Source organism: Pseudomonas entomophila, from assembly GCF_023277925.1.
Classification (GTDB): Bacteria; Pseudomonadota; Gammaproteobacteria; order Pseudomonadales; family Pseudomonadaceae; genus Aquipseudomonas; species Aquipseudomonas entomophila_D.
Genome location: NZ_CP063832.1, coordinates 2,845,875 through 2,861,509, shown reverse-complemented (window position 1 = coordinate 2,861,509; position 15,635 = coordinate 2,845,875). Strand labels below are relative to the sequence as shown.

At 62.7% G+C, this 15,635-nt stretch carries 16 protein-coding genes and 1 tRNA gene; 8 read left to right on the top strand and 9 right to left on the bottom strand.

The features are described from left to right. Nucleotides 1-11: 11 nt before the first annotated feature. From bamC to IM733_RS12455, 4 genes are all read left to right on the top strand, one after another. Nucleotides 12-1,127: an outer membrane protein assembly factor BamC gene (gene bamC, locus IM733_RS12470; RefSeq protein WP_248921090.1), complete on the top strand. Its 1,116-nt coding sequence runs from the start codon at nt 12-14 to the stop codon at nt 1,125-1,127. Further along, a complete protein-coding gene (locus IM733_RS12465) occupies nt 1,128-1,886 on the top strand; it encodes an MBL fold metallo-hydrolase (RefSeq protein WP_248921089.1) in 759 nt (252 codons plus the stop codon). 29 nt (nt 1,887-1,915) lie between these two features. After that, nucleotides 1,916-2,626, top strand: a complete 711-nt coding sequence (gene purC / locus IM733_RS12460) for a phosphoribosylaminoimidazolesuccinocarboxamide synthase (RefSeq protein ID WP_011535129.1) — start codon at nt 1,916-1,918, stop codon at nt 2,624-2,626. Nucleotides 2,627-2,717: 91 nt separating this feature from the next. After that, nucleotides 2,718-2,807, top strand: a tRNA-Ser gene (locus IM733_RS12455). Nucleotides 2,808-2,906: 99 nt separating this feature from the next. Here the strand turns inward: IM733_RS12455 and IM733_RS12450 are convergent. From IM733_RS12450 to IM733_RS12440, 3 genes are all read right to left on the bottom strand, one after another. Continuing rightward, entirely contained in the window at nt 2,907-3,389 is a 483-nt protein-coding gene (locus tag IM733_RS12450; protein ID WP_248921088.1) for a hypothetical protein, read from the bottom strand. Between the two features lie 380 nt (nt 3,390-3,769). Further along, complete coding sequence (locus tag IM733_RS12445; protein WP_248921087.1) at nt 3,770-4,060, bottom strand: DUF3077 domain-containing protein; 291 nt, start codon at nt 4,058-4,060, stop codon at nt 3,770-3,772. A gap of 31 nt (nt 4,061-4,091) precedes the next feature. Continuing rightward, nucleotides 4,092-4,328 (bottom strand): hypothetical protein, encoded by a 237-nt coding sequence (locus tag IM733_RS12440; protein WP_248921086.1) that lies wholly within the window; start codon nt 4,326-4,328, stop codon nt 4,092-4,094. Between the two features lie 594 nt (nt 4,329-4,922). Here IM733_RS12440 and IM733_RS12435 point away from each other — a divergent pair. Then, nucleotides 4,923-5,114: a DUF4223 family protein gene (locus IM733_RS12435; protein ID WP_023630554.1), complete on the top strand. Its 192-nt coding sequence runs from the start codon at nt 4,923-4,925 to the stop codon at nt 5,112-5,114. Between the two features lie 113 nt (nt 5,115-5,227). Here IM733_RS12435 and IM733_RS12430 read toward each other — a convergent pair whose 3' ends face one another. Beyond that, a complete protein-coding gene (locus IM733_RS12430) occupies nt 5,228-6,112 on the bottom strand; it encodes an ETX/MTX2 family pore-forming toxin (protein WP_248921085.1) in 885 nt (294 codons plus the stop codon). A 258-nt stretch (nt 6,113-6,370) separates the two neighbouring features. Here IM733_RS12430 and IM733_RS12425 point away from each other — a divergent pair, with 258 nt between their 5' ends. Both IM733_RS12425 and mqo read left to right on the top strand, forming a co-directional pair. Beyond that, nucleotides 6,371-7,081, top strand: coding sequence for a helix-turn-helix transcriptional regulator (locus tag IM733_RS12425; protein ID WP_248921084.1), 711 nt, complete (start codon nt 6,371-6,373; stop codon nt 7,079-7,081). Between the two features lie 246 nt (nt 7,082-7,327). Further along, nucleotides 7,328-8,965 carry a malate dehydrogenase (quinone) gene (gene mqo, locus IM733_RS12420; RefSeq protein ID WP_248921083.1) on the top strand — a complete coding sequence of 546 codons (1,638 nt, stop codon included), beginning with the start codon at nt 7,328-7,330 and terminating at the stop codon, nt 8,963-8,965. A gap of 168 nt (nt 8,966-9,133) precedes the next feature. On the opposite strand, the gene IM733_RS12415 is transcribed toward mqo, so the two are convergent. Next, nucleotides 9,134-9,469, bottom strand: coding sequence for an ArsR/SmtB family transcription factor (locus IM733_RS12415; protein ID WP_248921082.1), 336 nt, complete (start codon nt 9,467-9,469; stop codon nt 9,134-9,136). Between the two features lie 51 nt (nt 9,470-9,520). On the opposite strand from IM733_RS12415, the gene IM733_RS12410 reads away from it, so the two are divergent. Beyond that, nucleotides 9,521-10,612: an NADH:flavin oxidoreductase/NADH oxidase gene (locus IM733_RS12410; RefSeq protein WP_248921081.1), complete on the top strand. Its 1,092-nt coding sequence runs from the start codon at nt 9,521-9,523 to the stop codon at nt 10,610-10,612. A 93-nt stretch (nt 10,613-10,705) separates the two neighbouring features. On the opposite strand, the gene IM733_RS12405 is transcribed toward IM733_RS12410, so the two are convergent. The 4 genes from IM733_RS12405 to IM733_RS12390 form a co-directional block, all read right to left on the bottom strand. Continuing rightward, on the bottom strand, nt 10,706-11,950 hold the full coding sequence (locus IM733_RS12405) for an FAD-dependent oxidoreductase (protein ID WP_248921080.1): 1,245 nt from the start codon (nt 11,948-11,950) through the stop codon (nt 10,706-10,708). Further along, a complete protein-coding gene (locus IM733_RS12400) occupies nt 11,947-13,527 on the bottom strand; it encodes an aldehyde dehydrogenase (NADP(+)) (RefSeq protein WP_248921079.1) in 1,581 nt (526 codons plus the stop codon). The genes IM733_RS12405 and IM733_RS12400 overlap by 4 nt, the downstream gene beginning before the upstream one ends. Nucleotides 13,528-13,658: 131 nt before the next feature. Next, nucleotides 13,659-14,606, bottom strand: a complete 948-nt coding sequence (locus IM733_RS12395; RefSeq protein WP_248921078.1) for a dihydrodipicolinate synthase family protein — start codon at nt 14,604-14,606, stop codon at nt 13,659-13,661. A gap of 41 nt (nt 14,607-14,647) precedes the next feature. Next, on the bottom strand, nt 14,648-15,574 hold the full coding sequence (locus IM733_RS12390) for a 4-hydroxyproline epimerase (RefSeq protein ID WP_248921077.1): 927 nt from the start codon (nt 15,572-15,574) through the stop codon (nt 14,648-14,650). Nucleotides 15,575-15,635 lie beyond the last annotated feature (61 nt).

The following is a 15,635-nucleotide window of genomic DNA, read 5'->3' as shown; positions in this document are numbered from 1 at the left end:
AAGTACACCGCATGAAGCGACTGGCTGGTCTTTCCACGCTCGCCCTGATCATTTCCAGCACCAGTGGGTGTGGCTGGCTGTGGGGCGAGGATGGCTATTTCCGCGACCGCGGCAGCGACTACCTGCAGGCGCACCCCACCGCGCCGATGCAGCTGCCGCCGGACGCCAGCAACGTCAAGCGCATGGACCCGCTGCTGCCGATCCCGCGCAACGTTGCCGACGATCGCGCCACCGGCGAGTTCGAAGTGCCGCGCCCGCAACCGCTGTCGGCCACCGCCGAGGTCAGCGATTTCAGCCTGCAGCGCAGCGGCAGCAGCCGCTGGGTGCTGGCCCAGCGCTCGCCGGCCGAAGTCTGGCCGGTGACCCGCCAGTTCTTCGAGGACAACGGCTTCCGCATTGCCGAAGAGCGCCCGCAGACCGGTGAGTTCAGCACCACCTGGCAGCGTTTCGACGAGCTGTCCGCCTCCCTCGGCCAGCGCCTGGCCAGCGCCTCCAGCAGCTCGGACAGCGAAGTCCGCGTGCGTGTGCGCATGGAGCCGGGCGTGCAGCGCAACACCTCCGAAGTGTACGTGGTCAGCGTCGAGCGCCCGGCTGGCAGCACCGCTGAACCGAGCTTCCCGTCCACCTCCAGCAATACCGGCGCCGATGCGCTGCTGGTCGACGAGATGCTCGCCAGCATGAACCGCAGCGCCGAGAAGGGCGGTTCGGTGTCGCTGCTCGCCGCGCGCGACTTCGACGCCCCGAGCCAGGTCAGCCTGAGCGAGGACGGCAGCGGCAACCCGGTGCTGTACCTGGGCTCCGACCTCGACCGTGCCTGGTCCGGCGTGGGCCGTGCACTGGAGCAGGGCGAGTGGCGTGTCGAAGACATCAACCGCAGCCTGGGCCTGTATTACATCAACCTGTCCGAGAAGCCCGACGACAAGCAGAAGGAGCCAGGCTTCTTCAGCCGCCTGTTCGGCAGCGAGCCGAGCAAGGAAGAGCGTGAAGCCCGTGCCGAGCGTTATCAGGTACGCCTGAGCAAGGTGGGTGAGAACGTCCAGGTAACTGTCGAGAAGAACATCAACACCGTGGCCCCAGCCGATGTGGCCCGCCGCGTGCTGAGCGCGATCCAGGACCACCTGGGCTAAGTGCGCTTCGCGGTTCTTGGAAGCGGTAGCCAGGGAAACGGCACGCTGATCGCCAGTGGTGACACGTTCATCCTGGTCGATTGCGGCTTCTCGCTACGTGAAACCGAGCGGCGCCTGGCGCTGCTCGGGGTGTCGGCCGCGCAACTGAGCGCGGTGCTGGTGACCCACGAACATGCCGACCACGTGCATGGGGTAGGGTTGCTGTCGCGCCGCTACAATGTACCGGTCTATATGAGCCAAGGCACATTGCGCGGCCTGCGCAAGCCGGTGGACGTGGCCGGTTTTCTCGGTTGTGGCGATGTGCTACCGGTCGGTGATCTGCAGGTCAGCGCCACACGGGTCGAGCACGATGCCTACGAGCCGTTGCAGTACGTGATCAGCGATGGCCGCCGGCGTTTCGGCATGCTCACCGACCTGGGCAGCTACGACTACCACCTGTTGTCGCGCTATCAAGGGCTGGACGCACTGCTGATCGAGGCCAACCATTGCCGTGACCTGCTGGCCCGCGGTCATTACCCGAACTTTCTCAAGTTGCGGGTCGGCGGCAGCCAGGGACATTTGAACAACCACCAGGCCGCCAGCCTGGTGGCCGAGCTGGGCTGGCAGCACTTGCAGCATCTGGTGCTGGCCCATCTCAGCAGCAAGAACAACCTGCCACATCTGGCCCGCCAGTGCTTTGTCGACACCCTCGGGTGCGACCCGGACTGGCTCCAGGTGGCCAACCAGGACCATGGGCTCGACTGGCGCCAGATCGCCTAGCCCACCTACTCAAGCAAGCGGAGCCCATCATGGAAAAACGCGACGAACTCTACCGCGGCAAGGCCAAATCGGTTTACAAGACCGACGACGCCGACCGCTTGATCCTGCTGTTCCGTAACGACACCTCGGCGTTCGACGGCAAGCGCATCGAGCAGCTGGACCGCAAGGGCATGGTGAACAACAAGTTCAACGCCTTCATCATGCAGAAGCTCGAAGAGGCCGGCGTGCCGACCCAGTTCGACAAGCTGCTGGGCGACAACGAGTGCCTGGTGAAGAAGCTCGACATGATCCCGGTTGAATGCGTAGTGCGTAACTATGCGGCCGGCAGCCTGGTCAAGCGCCTGGGCGTGGAGGAGGGCATCAAGCTGGAGCCGTCCACCTTCGAGCTGTTCCTGAAGAACGACGAGAAGGGCGACCCCTTCATCAACGAATCCCACGTCGTCGCCTTCGGTTGGGGCACCGCCGAGCAGTTGGTCGAGATGAAGAAGCTGTCGCTGAAAGTCAACGAAGTGCTGAGCAAGCTGTTCGATGACGCAGGCCTCTTGCTGGTCGATTTCAAGCTGGAGTTCGGTGTGTTCCACGGCCAGATCGTCCTGGGCGACGAGTTCAGCCCGGACGGCTGCCGCCTGTGGGACAAAGAGACCCGCAAGAAGATGGACAAGGACCGCTTCCGCCAGGGCCTGGGCGACGTCATCGAAGCCTACGAAGAAGTTGCCAAACGCCTGGGTGTGCCGCTGTAAGCGGTGCGTTCACGCAAGCGCCTGATACCACGCGAATTTTTTTCAAAAAAGGTTTGCCAGAAACGAAAACGCTGGTATGATGCGCGCCATTGGAGAGATGCCGGAGTGGTCGAACGGGACGGATTCGAAATCCGTTGTACTGGCAACAGTACCTAGGGTTCAAATCCCTATCTCTCCGCCATACGCGAAGTAGCCGAAGCCCCCGAAAACGTTGAGTTTTCGGGGGCTTTGTCGTTTCTGGAGGCGGGTAGGCCCAGGGAAAACTCGCTGCGACGTATTTCTAAACGTCGGGTGTAGCGTGGTTCAAGGCGGGTGCCTGGATCGCGGGTGTCGATTGGGGCAGGATGGCGATGTCGCCTCTGCCTGTTTGATAGAGCGTCACGCTCAGTGCTGCGACCGTTACACCAAGTGTGACAGCGGTCAGCATGGCGCCCCAGATATTCAACTTCAGGTTCCCTAGTCGAACAATGTCTCGACGCACACTTGCGATCGAGTCATCCAGACGCTTGTCGCGCTCTGTCTGGGCGCCGAGAAAACCGTCGATTTTCGAAGCGATGGCTTCTACCCGAGCATCTAGCTTGATCTCGATGGTCTCGAACTTGGCATTGAGTTCTTCGCGGGTCAGGCCATTTATGGCTGCAGCATCAACCCGCTCTGCTGGCTTGTCACTTCCACTCAGGCCCATGCCTGCTGCATGAAGCCGCTGAAGAGGGTTGGCCCAAGGTTTTCGCGGCCCACCGCCTGGTGTGTCTTTTTTAGCCATCTGCGCCCTCCACTACGAATCCAGCTCCTGAAGCACTACGAATTTTTTCGTCTAGGGTCTTCGATGCTATTCGAGCATCACCGACGGGTAGAGCCTAGAGTGGTACCCAGCCTGCGGCAATACCTTGGCGGGCTTGAACGCCTGATTCGGAAATGGACTACTGGCTATTAGGCGGGGTGTAGATACGGCCAAATGCCACCGCTTGCTTACATGCCGCGCCTCGAAGAGCGTTGCCTCTTTCGTCTCGAAAGGGGGCATGCAATGAAGTTCGAAAGGGCTTCAAAACATGGATGGGCAATCACGGGTTCAAGATCCCCTTCCTGCATCGTGGTAGAGAGCCCCGTAGTTGGCGCCACGGGGCATTTTGCATTGCAGTGGGGCTAAGCCGTGTGGTTGTTCATTACTGCGTGGGAGACATCTTGCGACAGTGCTTTGGCCATGCCGGTGAGATAGTGTGCGGCGGCTAACAATGTAGGGGCGTTCTTCAAATCCTGAGTCAGCGCGATATCGCTCAGGGTGTAGGCGCAGGTCATCAATGTTGTGGATTGTTCCAGTGCGTAGTCCAGGGTGTGGCCTGGCACGACTCGGAACAGCGGTTGTTCATGGGTGAGGTCACCGCTTTCGCCAAAGCTTCCGATGCCGATCGTGGTAATGGACTGTTCTTTGCTCATGCTGGTTCTCCTTGTTCGCTGAATGGCGCGATCAATGCCTTGCCTGTACACGGCTCAAGGCTATCTCGACCAAAGTGCGTGCGCTGTCGATCTCGTGGACGGCGGTCAATGCCATGACCTGGCCGGGCGGTTTGGTGTGGATCATGGCGGCGTGCTGGGCAGCGGTCAGGGCGCAGATCAGGTACTCGGCGATCTGCACGAGGAGATCTTCGACAGAATGCGGAGAGTCGGAGGTTTGTAGCGGTGGGTCGGGGACAATTTTTATCATGGTAACTACCTGAGCTATTAGGGGCGTCCACCACAAGCTGTCAAACCGATGGAGGCAGCTGTACGTAGGTTGACAGACCGAGGCTCAGGATCCCGGCGCACACGAATGTGCCCCACGCACAGCTACCATGAAGCAGCCATTGCGTACTGAGCTACGGCCTGTCAAAGCCGGTCGTTGAATTGGCAACGACGGGCCGAGACTAGGCCGCGCATCGAGCGGCTGCAATGGCTTGAAAGGGGCAAAAGTGTGCTTCGGAAATGGACTACATGGAATCAGGAAAGTCTGATGAGGGGGTTGTAGGACCATGGAGGCGTGGTTGGCTTAGTTGGTCTTCATATGCCTCGATAGCCATCAAAAATTTGCGGTGTCTGCTTCGCGGATAAATCCGCTCCTACAGGAGTGCAAGTAGCGCCGATTCATGCCGAACCAAGCTGCGTGTAACGATTTAGCAGGCTTGGTTTCGGTTCCGAGAGTGGATTAGTTCATGGCCGACAACTAGTGCATGTGTACTAACAGCGTTCACACCCCGATCCTTTTCCCGTATGATCCGCGCGCCATCAGCATGATGGTGGATCATGGACTTAAAGGATTTTTATGAAAAAGCTGATCAAAGCTACTGTTGCTGTCGCTGTCGTTTCGGGTGTTGCCCTGCTGTCCGGTTGCACTGGCCAAGTCTACAACCAGCCGAAGAACTGCTCGTACGACTACCTGTTCCACCCATCGGTTTCCATCTCCAAGATCATCGGCGGCTGCGGCCCGATCGATAAACTGCCTCAGCAGCAGTAATCCTGGGATACCCCTGATCAGGCCCGTCGCGGCTTGATCCAAGACCCCCGACCAAGGACTTGGCCGGGGGTTTTTGTTTTCGGCGGAACGCAATACCCGTTCGCCCCGATGTTTCAGCGCGAGCGGCCGTTCAAATCATGCTCGGCCGGGAACACGACAGACTCCAGTGGTTTGTCCAGGCGCCTGTAGCCAAAGCTGGTGCGCACAGCCTTGTTGTCGCCCGGATAGGGTTGTTCATGGCTGATGGTCTTGAGACTCAGGCCCATGCTGCTGTGGAACGTACCGGTGGCCTGCGCCAACACGCCACCACCCTGCACCACATAGCCCGAGGTGCTGATGATGTTGTGCTGGATGATCTCGGAAAATACCTGCTGTATTGGAATGAACCAGAGGTAGTGGTAGTCACCGTTATTGTTCAGGGCCACTTTGTTGTTGAACCAGATCGCCACGCAACCCACCATCGAGGCATTACCCACCCACTGGGTCCTGAGCTCGGTGAAGCTCAGGTCCACTTCGCCCCAGCCATGGGTGTGGGGGGAAATGGGCACCGTGGTGCTGGCCCCGTAGTTCGAGCTCTTGGTGGTGCTGGCGCCCTGGGTCGAGGACAGGTCCATTTCCACCGTGGAGGTGGTTTCGGCCCCACCGATCAGCGGAATGCCCGCGTTCGCCTTGACCGAGACACCAATCTTCAGTTGCTCGGTGACGCTCCAGGTGAAGGTGTCGCTCAGCCCTTGTTGCAGGCTGACGGTGTGTTCGATGACCTGGCCGCCATCGTTGATCGTGTCGTACTTGCCCAGCAGCGCGCTGCCACCGTCACTTTGGGCGTAGCTGGAATACACCAGGTCCTTGGGCGCGGACACATTGGTCTGGTATTGCATGTAGCCGCGGGTGTCCTTGTTCCTGGCGTACTGGGTGCTTTCGGTGAACCAGCAAGTGGTGCCGTATTGCGCCGTTTTCCAGCGGCCCCAGGTATTGGTGATCGTATCGATATCGATCATGGCAAACCTCCATGTGTGTATTGGCTTATTACTTTCCAACTAGGCATATTCTGTTATTTCGCCAAGCTGCTCGACAGGCTGCAGCCAGCCATCAGGATGTTCGAAAAAACGGCGCGAGGACTATCAATCTTGATAGTTATTCGATGGCTTGCCGTGCTATTCGGACGCAAGGCATGGCAGGTTGTCAGGATGATGCGGCAGTCATGGATGGCTGGGCTACAATCGCTTCGGCGAGCAGCCGTTCAAGGAAGATTCGGGGTGTCGGTAAAACAGAAAAGCCTGCACGGCCCCGTGTATGACTATGCGCGGTTGACCTTGGGCAGGACCGTGCGGAAAGCGTTGATGCAACGCCTCTTGGCGAAGAGCGGTTGCAGCTATTTCGCCATTTTTTATAAAACGGCGCTGCCGCTTTCGAGCCCTAAAGTGTACTTGGTCGACAACTTAAACTTTTCCTGTCGATTGGTTTATGACCGGCAGAAGTTGTGGGCGCTGGAGCCGATACTCAACGCAAGCGGCGCCGAGGAAATTATCCATTGGCAGTCGGGAACATTGCCGGCCGAGACCGGTGTCCTGGGCCTGATGGGCAAGCACGTGCTCGAGGCTGCCACCTTTCTGTACGCCATGCACAGTGGCAGCATGACGCTGTTGACCTTGATCTGGACTGAACCGTCGTCGCGGCCCGATCTGAATGAACTCTACGATGCGTTGTTTCCGGAGTCGCGCCTGGCCACACGACATATCCGCGACTTGAGCAGGCCTGTGTGCCCGGTGATCCCAGGCGGTCTGAGTTTTCGCGAGATCAAGATCCTGCGCCTGCTGGCTGACGGGCTGACTTCTGAGCAGGTGGCCGATGCCGTTCATGTGACGCGCGCTACCATCTATTTCCACGTCAAGCAGATCATGAAGAAGACCGACTCGACGACCCGTTCGCAGGCCATCACCAAGGCGGCGCTGCTCAACTTGATCTGACGTTCCAGGGGGAAAAGGCCTGAGACAACCCACCGCCTTGACGGCCGGTCGCGCAATGTTTTTGTGCTGGCATTTCAGATACAATCCGTAAATCGTTTCAGCCTTGTCGGTCAATCCGACCAAAGGTTGGCGCGTCCAATGTCTCTCTGGCTGCTGAACAATGATCACAACAAGCCTGCGCTGAAGAACATGGAAACCAGGGCCAGCCACAGGCCCACCCTCCGTTCTACTGACTGGAATCGATCAATGTTCAAGAAAGCTGGCAAGACCTTGCTGGGTCTGGCAGTCGCGGCGAGCTTCATGCAAGCGCACGCCGCAGACACCAAGAAAGTCGACGTGCTGCTGGTCGGCGGCGGCATCATGAGTTCCACCCTGGCTGTCTGGCTCAACGAGCTGGAACCAAGCTGGTCGATGGAAATGGTCGAGCGCATGGACGGCGTCGCCGAAGAAAGCTCCAACGGCTGGAACAACGCCGGTACTGGCCACTCCGCGCTGGCCGAGCTGAACTACACCCCGCTGGATAAAGACGGCAAGGTCAACATCACCAAGGCCATCGAGATCAACGAGTCGTTCCAGATCTCCCGGCAGTTCTGGGCTTGGCAGGTACGCCAAGGCGTGTTGAAGAACCCGCACTCGTTCATCAATACCACCCCGCACATGAGCTTCGTCTGGGGCGATGACAACATCAAGTTCCTGAAGCAGCGCTACGACGCCCTGCAGGCCAGCCCGCTGTTCCGTTCGATGCAGTACTCGGAAGACCACGCGCAGATCGCCAAGTGGGTGCCGCTGATGATGGAAGGCCGCGACCCGAGCCAGAAACTGGCCGTGACCTGGACCCCGATCGGCACCGACGTCAACTTCGGTGAGATCACCCGTCAGTTCGTCGGTCACCTGAAGACCAAAGAGAACTTCGACCTGAAGCTGTCCAGCGAAGTGCAGGACATCACCCGCAACGAAGACGGCTCCTGGCACGTCGAGTACAAGAACCTGAAGGACGGTACCGAATCGGCCACCGACGCCAAGTTCCTGTTCATCGGTGCCGGCGGCGGCGCGCTGAAGCTGCTGCAGAAGTCGGGCATCCCGGAAGCTAAAGAGTACGCAGGCTTCCCGGTGGGCGGCTCGTTCCTGGTGACCGAGAACCCGACCGTGGCCATGCAGCACATGGCCAAGGCCTATGGCATCGCCTCGACCGGCGCGCCACCCATGTCGGTACCGCACCTGGACACCCGCGTGCTCGATGGCAAGCGCGTGATCCTGTTCGGGCCATTCGCCACCTTCTCGACCAAGTTCCTGAAGAATGGCTCGTACCTGGACCTGCTGAGCAGCACCACCACCCACAACATGTGGCCGATGGCGCGCGTGGGTATCGACCAGTACCCGTTGGTCGAGTACCTCGCCGGCCAGCTGATGCAGTCTGACGACGACCGTTTCGCCGCCCTGCAGACCTACTTCCCGAACGCCAAGAAGGAAGACTGGAAACTGTGGCAGGCCGGTCAGCGCGTGCAGATCATCAAGCGTGACGAAGAGAAGGGCGGCGTGCTGAAGCTGGGCACCGAAGTCGTCGCTTCCCAGGACCGCACCATCGCCGGCCTGCTGGGCGCCTCGCCAGGTGCCTCGACTGCCGCGCCGATCATGCTCAACGTGCTGGAAACCGTGTTCAAGGAGAAGGTCGCCACCCCTGAATGGCAGGCCAAGATCAAGGAGATCGTCCCAAGCTACGGTACCAAGCTGAACGATTCGGCCGCCGCCACCCAGAAAGAGTGGAACTACACCGCCGAAGTACTGCAGCTGGAAAAACCGCCAGTGATCGACCAGAGCGTCGGCACCACCGTTGTGCCAAGCGCACCGGTCGAGAGCAAGCCTGCGAACGACATGGCGCTGTAAGGCCAGACGGTTTGCCGGGCCTGCCCGGCAACACCCACCACGAGCGTCGCCACCGGCGGCCTCGTGGTTTTTTTATGCCCGAATATCCTGTGGCAACAGAGCGTCACCACAAACCTGTAGGCGCCAGCCTTGCTGGCGATGCCCGGCATCGCCGGGCCAGGGCAAGGCTCAGCGCTGCCCGAGAATGCTGGCAAGCAAACCGGGAAAACGCGTTTCCAGCTCTTCGCCACGCAGCGAATTCATATGCGTGGTACCGATGTTGCGGGTGTACACCAGCCCCGCCTCACGTAGCACGCGAAAATGATGGGACATGCTGGACTTCGGCCGCCCGCCGTCGAGTTCGCCGCAACTGGCTTCAGGTACGCCGGCCAGGTGGCGGACGATTTCCATGCGCACAGGGTCGCTCAGGGCGTAGAGCAGGCGCTCGAGGGTGAGGTCTTCGGGGTTGGGGTGGGAGTAGGCTCGCATGCTCGACATGATAACGGGGGTTTCATAAATTGCCATAGTTCGAATATGATCGAACTACCGTAATTGAGTCTCTCCCGGAGAATTGCCATGTCAGCCCTGTTCCAGCCCTACACCCTCAAGGACGTTACCCTGCGCAACCGCATCGCCATCCCGCCGATGTGCCAGTACATGGCCGAGGATGGCCTGATCAACGAATGGCACCACGTGCACCTGGCGGGCCTGGCCCGGGGTGGCGCCGGCCTGGTGGTGGTCGAGGCCACTGCGGTGTCACCGGAAGGGCGCATCACCCCCGGTTGCGCCGGCATCTGGAGCGACGCCCACGCCCAGGCCTTCGTGCCGGTGGTGCAGGCGATCAAGGCCGCCGGTTCCGTGCCGGGCATCCAGATTGCCCACGCGGGGCGCAAGGCCAGCACCAACCGCCCGTGGGAAGGCGACGACCATATCGGCGCCGATGACGCCCGTGGCTGGCAGACCATCGCCCCTTCGGCCATCGCCTTTGGCGCGCACCTGCCGAAGGTGCCGCAAGCCATGACCCTGGACGACATCGCCCGGGTTCGCCAGGACTTCGTCGATGCCGCCCGTCGCGCCCGTGACGCGGGCTTCGAGTGGATCGAGCTGCACTTCGCCCATGGCTACCTGGGCCAGAGTTTCTTCTCCGAGCATTCCAACCAGCGCACCGACGCCTACGGCGGCAGTTTCGACAACCGTAGCCGCTTCCTCCTGGAAACCCTGGCCGCAGTGCGTGAAGTCTGGCCGGAGCACTTGCCGCTGACGGCGCGCTTCGGGGTGCTGGAGTACGACGGGCGTGACGAGCAGACCCTGGAGGAGTCCATCGAGCTGGCGCGTCGCTTCAAGGCGGGTGGCCTGGACTTGCTGAGTGTCAGTGTCGGTTTCACCATTCCTGAGACAAACATTCCGTGGGGGCCGGCGTTCATGGGGCCAATCGCCGAGCGCGTGCGCCGTGAGGCAGGTATCCCGGTGACCTCGGCGTGGGGATTTGGCACGCCGGAGCTGGCCGAGGGGGCTCTGCAGGCCGATCAGCTCGACCTGGTGTCGGTGGGGCGTGCGCATCTGGCCGACCCGCATTGGCCGTATTTCGCTGCCAAGGCGCTAGGGGTGGACAAGGCGTCCTGGACCTTGCCGGCGCCTTACGCACACTGGCTTGAGCGTTATCGCTGAGTGACCTGTTCGCCGGCAGCAATGATTTGGCACAACCGCTCCTACGGGAATTAGGCCGCCCCCGTAGGGGCCGGCTTGCCGGCGAACCCGGTCTCAAAACCGATCCACCTTGTACGGGGCCAAATGTGCATCCCGGTGGCCCTGCGCTAACCGCCCCACCCATTCCGCCGTCACCGCCGCCTGGGTCAACCCCAGGTGCTGATGCCCGAACGCCAACAGTACCCGGCCCTCCGCCACCCGGTCGATCACGGGTAGGGAGTCGGGCAGTGAAGGCCTGAAGCCCATCCACGGTGTCGCCCCTTCGGCATCCAGGTCACGTTGGAACAAACCTTGGCTCAAGCGGTGCAACTGCCACGCCCGCTGCATGCTCGGCGGCGCGTCCAGCCCCGCGAACTCCACCGTGCCGGCCAGGCGCAAGCCATCGGCCATGGGCGTCATGATGAACTTGCGCTCCAGCGAGGTGACCGCGAACGGCAGCCGCTGCTGCTCGTTGGGCAGCATCAGGTGGTAGCCGCGCTCGGTATCCAGGGGCACACGGGTGCCGGTCAGGGCCTCAACCAGTTTTGCCGAATGGGCACCACAGGCGATCAGCACCTGCCGGGCCTGCCGTTCGCCCTGGTTGCTGCGCAGGGTTACGCCATCACTGTGCAGCCGAGCGCCGTGAATGTCCTCGTTGGTAAAGCGTACGCCCGCCGCCTGCGCTGCATCGAACAACGTGTTGACCACATGGTACGGGTCGATGAAGTGCCCGGTTCGGGGGAAGAACAGGCCACCCTGGACCTGCGTGCTCAACTGCGGCGCCGCATGCCGCACCGCCTGGGCCGCCCAGAAGTCGACCGGCACTGCCTGCTGTCGCATGCGCGCCTGCAAGGCCTCGAGTGCCGGGCGTGATGCCGGGCGTTCGAAAACCAGCAGCGAGCCATCCTCCCGGAGCATGTTGCCGCGCCCGAGGCTGCCAAGCAGGCGCTGCCAGGCGCCGAGGCTGGCTTCGTTCAGGGCGCGCAGGCCGGCCACGCTGCGCTGGAACGGCGCCGGGCGCAGGTTGAGCAGCAGGCGGGTGAACCAGGGGATGGCCTGGGGCAGGTACTTCCAGTCCAGGCGCAACGGCCCCATCGGGTCCATCAGCATGGCCGGCAGGCGCTTGAAGATCGACAGGTCGGCGATCGGGAAGACCTGCTCGGTGGCCAGGTGCCCGGCGTTGCCATAGGAGGCGCCGTGGCCGGGTGCCTGGCGATCGATCAGCAGTACCCGCATGCCTTGGCGGGCCAACTGCAGGGCGCAGGCGACGCCGACGATGCCGGCGCCGATCACGGCGATGTCGGTATCGGTGCTGCTCATGCGCCTTCCCGCTTACCGTCGAGCAGCCGGTGCAGGTGCAGCGGGTTATCGTGCTTCAACGCCTCGGGCAGCAGCGTGTCGGGGAAGTCCTGGTAGCACACCGGGCGCAGGAAACGCAGGATCGCCGCAGTGCCCACCGAGGTGCCGCGGGTATCGGAGGTAGCCGGGAACGGCCCGCCGTGGACCATCGCATCGCACACCTCGACCCCGGTCGGCCAGCCGTTGACCAGAATGCGCCCGGCCTTGCGTTCGAGCGTGGGCAGCAGCTGGCGCGCGTCGGGCAGGTCGGCGTCGTCCAGGTGCAGCGTGGCCGTCAACTGACCTTCCAGGTGTTCGGCGACCAGGCGAATCTCCTCGTCGCTGTCGCAGGCCACCACCAGCGAGGCGGCGCCGAACACTTCGGCCTGCAGGGCCGGGTCAGCAAGAAACGCTTGGGCTTGGGTGACAAAAACGTAAGCCTGGCATTGGTTCGGGCTTTGCTGGGGCAGGCCGCTGGCAACTGCCTGGGCATTGCCGTTCTCATTCAGCGCCGCGACGCCGTTTGCATAGGCGCTGGCGATGCCGGGGGTGAGCATGGTTTGCGCCGCCACGGGTTGGAGGTGATCGCCGGTGGCGGCGATGAACCGTTCAAGCGCGGGCCCTTGGCAGGCGATCACCAGCCCTGGGTTGGTACAGAACTGGCCGGCGCCCTGGGTCAGTGAGGTGACGAAGCCCTGGGCCAGTGTTTCGGCGCGGGCCTGCAAGGCAGCGTTGAAGAGGAACACTGGGTTGATCGAGCTCATTTCGGCATACACCGGGATCGGCTCGTGGCGTGCCTGGGCCGCCTGGCACAGGGCGATGCCTCCACTGCGCGACCCAGTGAAACCGACCGCCTTGATGCGTGGGTCACTGACCAGGGCGACACCGATCTCGCGGCCGGCGCCATATAGCAGCGAGAACACGCCTTCTGGCAGTGCGCATAGCTTGACCGCCCGGGCCACTGCCTGGCCGACCAGTTCGCTGGTGCCGGGATGGGCGCCATGGGCCTTGACTACTACCGGGCAGCCGGCGGCCAGTGCCGAGGCTGTGTCGCCGCCGGCGACCGAGAACGCCAGTGGGAAGTTGCTGGCGCCGAACACCGCCACCGGGCCCAGGGATACCTGGCGTTGGCGCAGATCCGGGCGTGGCAGCGGTTGGCGCTCGGGCTGGGCGCGGTCGACGCGCACGTCGAGCCATTCGCCGGCACGCACCACGCGGGCGAAGGTGCGCAGCTGATTGCAGGTGCGGGCGCGCTCGCCCAGCAGGCGTGCCTTGGGCAGGCCGGTTTCGGCGTTGGCGCGCTCGATCAGCAGGTCGCCCAGGGTTTCGATCTGCTCGGCGATGGTTTCGAGAAAGCGAGCGCGTTGTTCGGGCGAGGTTTCGCGGTATTCATCGAACGCTGCCCAGGCCAGGGTGCAGGCCTGGGCCACGTGTTCGCCGGTGGCGCCGGCATAGGCGGGTTCGAGTGCCTGGTTGGTGGCCGGGTCGATGGCGCGGACTGCGCCATGGCTACCGGGGACGCTGGTCTGGCCGATCAGCAGGTTGCCTGTCAGGGGCATGGGGCTTCCTTCGCAGTGTTGTGGATGCGTTGTGGCGCTTGTAGGAGCGGCTTTAGCCGCGATGCAGGCATCGCGGGTGATCGCGGCTGAAGCCGCTCCTACAGAGGGCACGCCAAACCAATGGGTATGGGTCAGGCCAGGTTCTGCTCGGCTGACCAGCTGGCGTACCAGGTGCGGAACAGCGCGTACTGCTGCTCGGCGTAATGGCGCTGGGCGTCGGTAAGGGCGTCGGTTTCGTTGAAATGCAGGCTGTACTCGCGGTCGCCGTTGAGCACCATCAGGTGCTTGTAGTACAGCACCAGGTCGCAGCCTTCATCGAACGACGACAGCACCGTCAGCGCCGACTCCAGCTCCCGGGCCAGGCGCCGGGCCTTGGCGTCACCCTTGGCGGCGCGCTTGCTCAGGCTGACCAGTTGCAGCACTTCGCGGGGCAGGGCGTTGCCGATGCCGGTGATGGCGCCGGTGGCGTTGCAGTTGACGAAACCATGCACCACCTGGGTGTCGACGCCGACCATCAGGGTCACGGCGTCATCCTGGGAGGTGATGTGCTCGGCGGCGTAGCGCAGGTCGGCGCCGCCGCCGAACTCCTTGAACCCGATCAGGTTGGGGTAGGCGCGGCGCAGTTCGAAGAACAGGTCGGCGCGGGTGGCGAAACCGTAATAGGGGCTGTTGTAGATCACCGCTGGCAGCTTCGGCGCGGCTGCGAGGATCGCCGAGAAATGATGCTTCTGGGCGATCAGCGAGGCGCCGCGCGACAGCACCCGGGGGATGACCATCAGGCCGGCGGCGCCGACCTTGGCGGCGTGGGCGGCATGGGCCACCGCTTCACGGGTGTTCACCGCGCCGGTGCCGACGATGGTCGGGATACCGGCTGCCACCAGGCGTGCTACCCCTTCCTGGCGCTCGGCCTCGGTCAGCAGCGGCCAGTCGCCCATCGAGCCGCAGTACACCACTGCGCTCATGCCCGCGTCGATCAGTTCGCGGCCCTTGCGTACCAGGGCGTCGAAGTCCGGCTTGCGCTCGGTGGTGCAGGGGGTCATCAGGGCGGGCATGGTGCCGGTGAAGATGTTGTCGGTCATTGTTGTCACTCCTGGCGGTATTCAGTGGGAAATGAATGGGGTCAGATGCCCCAGGCGAACGGATCCTGCTCGTCGATCAGCAGGGTGCTGTCGGCGGTCATGTAGGCGCGGCCGGTGATGAACGGGCGGATGTGATCGCCCTCGCGTTCGTAACGGCCGTGGAACTGGCTGCCGGTAATGCTGGCCTGGGTCCACACCTGGCCTTCGGCGAGCTTGCCGTCGGCGGCCAGGCACGCCAGCTTGGCGCTGGTGCCGGTGCCGCAAGGCGAGCGGTCGTAGGCCTTGCCGGGGCACATGACGAAGTTGCGGCTGTTGGCGTGGGGGTCGTCGGCGAACAGTTCGATGTGGTCGATCGGCGCGCCGTGCTCACCGCTGATGCCCTGGGCTTCGAGGGCCTTGAGCATTGTCCAGGTGTAGTCGGTGAGGGCTTCGACGTTGCCCAGCTCGAGGCGCTGGCCATGTTCGTTGACCAGGAAGAACCAGTTGCCGCCCCAGGCGATGTCGCCATGCACCACGCCGTGGCCGGGCACCTCGACCGCCACCTGCTTGCGGTAGCGGTAGGCTGGCACGTTGCCGACGGTCACCGCGCCGTCTTCGTGCAGCGTGGCGCTGACCTGGCCGACCGGCGTGTCGATCTTGTGTACGCCGGGTTCGATCAGCCCCAGGTGGCGGAGCGAAGCGACCAGGCCAATGGTGCCGTGGCCACACATGTTCAAGTAGCCGGCGTTGTTGAAGAAGATCACCCCGCAGGTGGCATCCGCCGAAGCCGGGGGGCAATAAAGCGCGCCGACCAGTACATCGTTGCCGCGTGGTTCCAGCAGGCAGGCCCGGCGCCAGTGGTCATGCAGTTCGCGCAGCTCGTCGCGCTGCTCGGCCATGCTGCGGCCGGTGAGCGTCGGGAACCCTTTCATCACCAGGCGGGTGGGTTCGCCGCCGGTGTGGGAGTCGATGACGTGAAGTTGTTTCATGAGTGTGTCCAGTTGGAATTGAGCAATGTCTTGTATTGCCTGTTCGGGCCCTTTCGCGGCT

Coding starts and splice junctions, on each gene's coding strand:
- bamC (WP_248921090.1), top strand. CDS start 12: ATGAAGCGACTGGCTGGTCTTTCCACGCTCGCCCTGATCATTTCCAGC.
- purC (WP_011535129.1), top strand. CDS start 1,916: ATGGAAAAACGCGACGAACTCTACCGCGGCAAGGCCAAATCGGTTTAC.
- IM733_RS12450 (WP_248921088.1), bottom strand. CDS start 3,389: ATGGCTAAAAAAGACACACCAGGCGGTGGGCCGCGAAAACCTTGGGCC.
- IM733_RS12445 (WP_248921087.1), bottom strand. CDS start 4,060: ATGAGCAAAGAACAGTCCATTACCACGATCGGCATCGGAAGCTTTGGC.
- IM733_RS12440 (WP_248921086.1), bottom strand. CDS start 4,328: ATGATAAAAATTGTCCCCGACCCACCGCTACAAACCTCCGACTCTCCG.
- IM733_RS12435 (WP_023630554.1), top strand. CDS start 4,923: ATGAAAAAGCTGATCAAAGCTACTGTTGCTGTCGCTGTCGTTTCGGGT.
- IM733_RS12430 (WP_248921085.1), bottom strand. CDS start 6,112: ATGATCGATATCGATACGATCACCAATACCTGGGGCCGCTGGAAAACG.
- mqo (WP_248921083.1), top strand. CDS start 7,328: ATGTTCAAGAAAGCTGGCAAGACCTTGCTGGGTCTGGCAGTCGCGGCG.
- IM733_RS12415 (WP_248921082.1), bottom strand. CDS start 9,469: ATGGCAATTTATGAAACCCCCGTTATCATGTCGAGCATGCGAGCCTAC.
- IM733_RS12410 (WP_248921081.1), top strand. CDS start 9,521: ATGTCAGCCCTGTTCCAGCCCTACACCCTCAAGGACGTTACCCTGCGC.
- IM733_RS12405 (WP_248921080.1), bottom strand. CDS start 11,950: ATGAGCAGCACCGATACCGACATCGCCGTGATCGGCGCCGGCATCGTC.
- IM733_RS12400 (WP_248921079.1), bottom strand. CDS start 13,527: ATGCCCCTGACAGGCAACCTGCTGATCGGCCAGACCAGCGTCCCCGGT.
- IM733_RS12395 (WP_248921078.1), bottom strand. CDS start 14,606: ATGACCGACAACATCTTCACCGGCACCATGCCCGCCCTGATGACCCCC.
- IM733_RS12390 (WP_248921077.1), bottom strand. CDS start 15,574: ATGAAACAACTTCACGTCATCGACTCCCACACCGGCGGCGAACCCACC.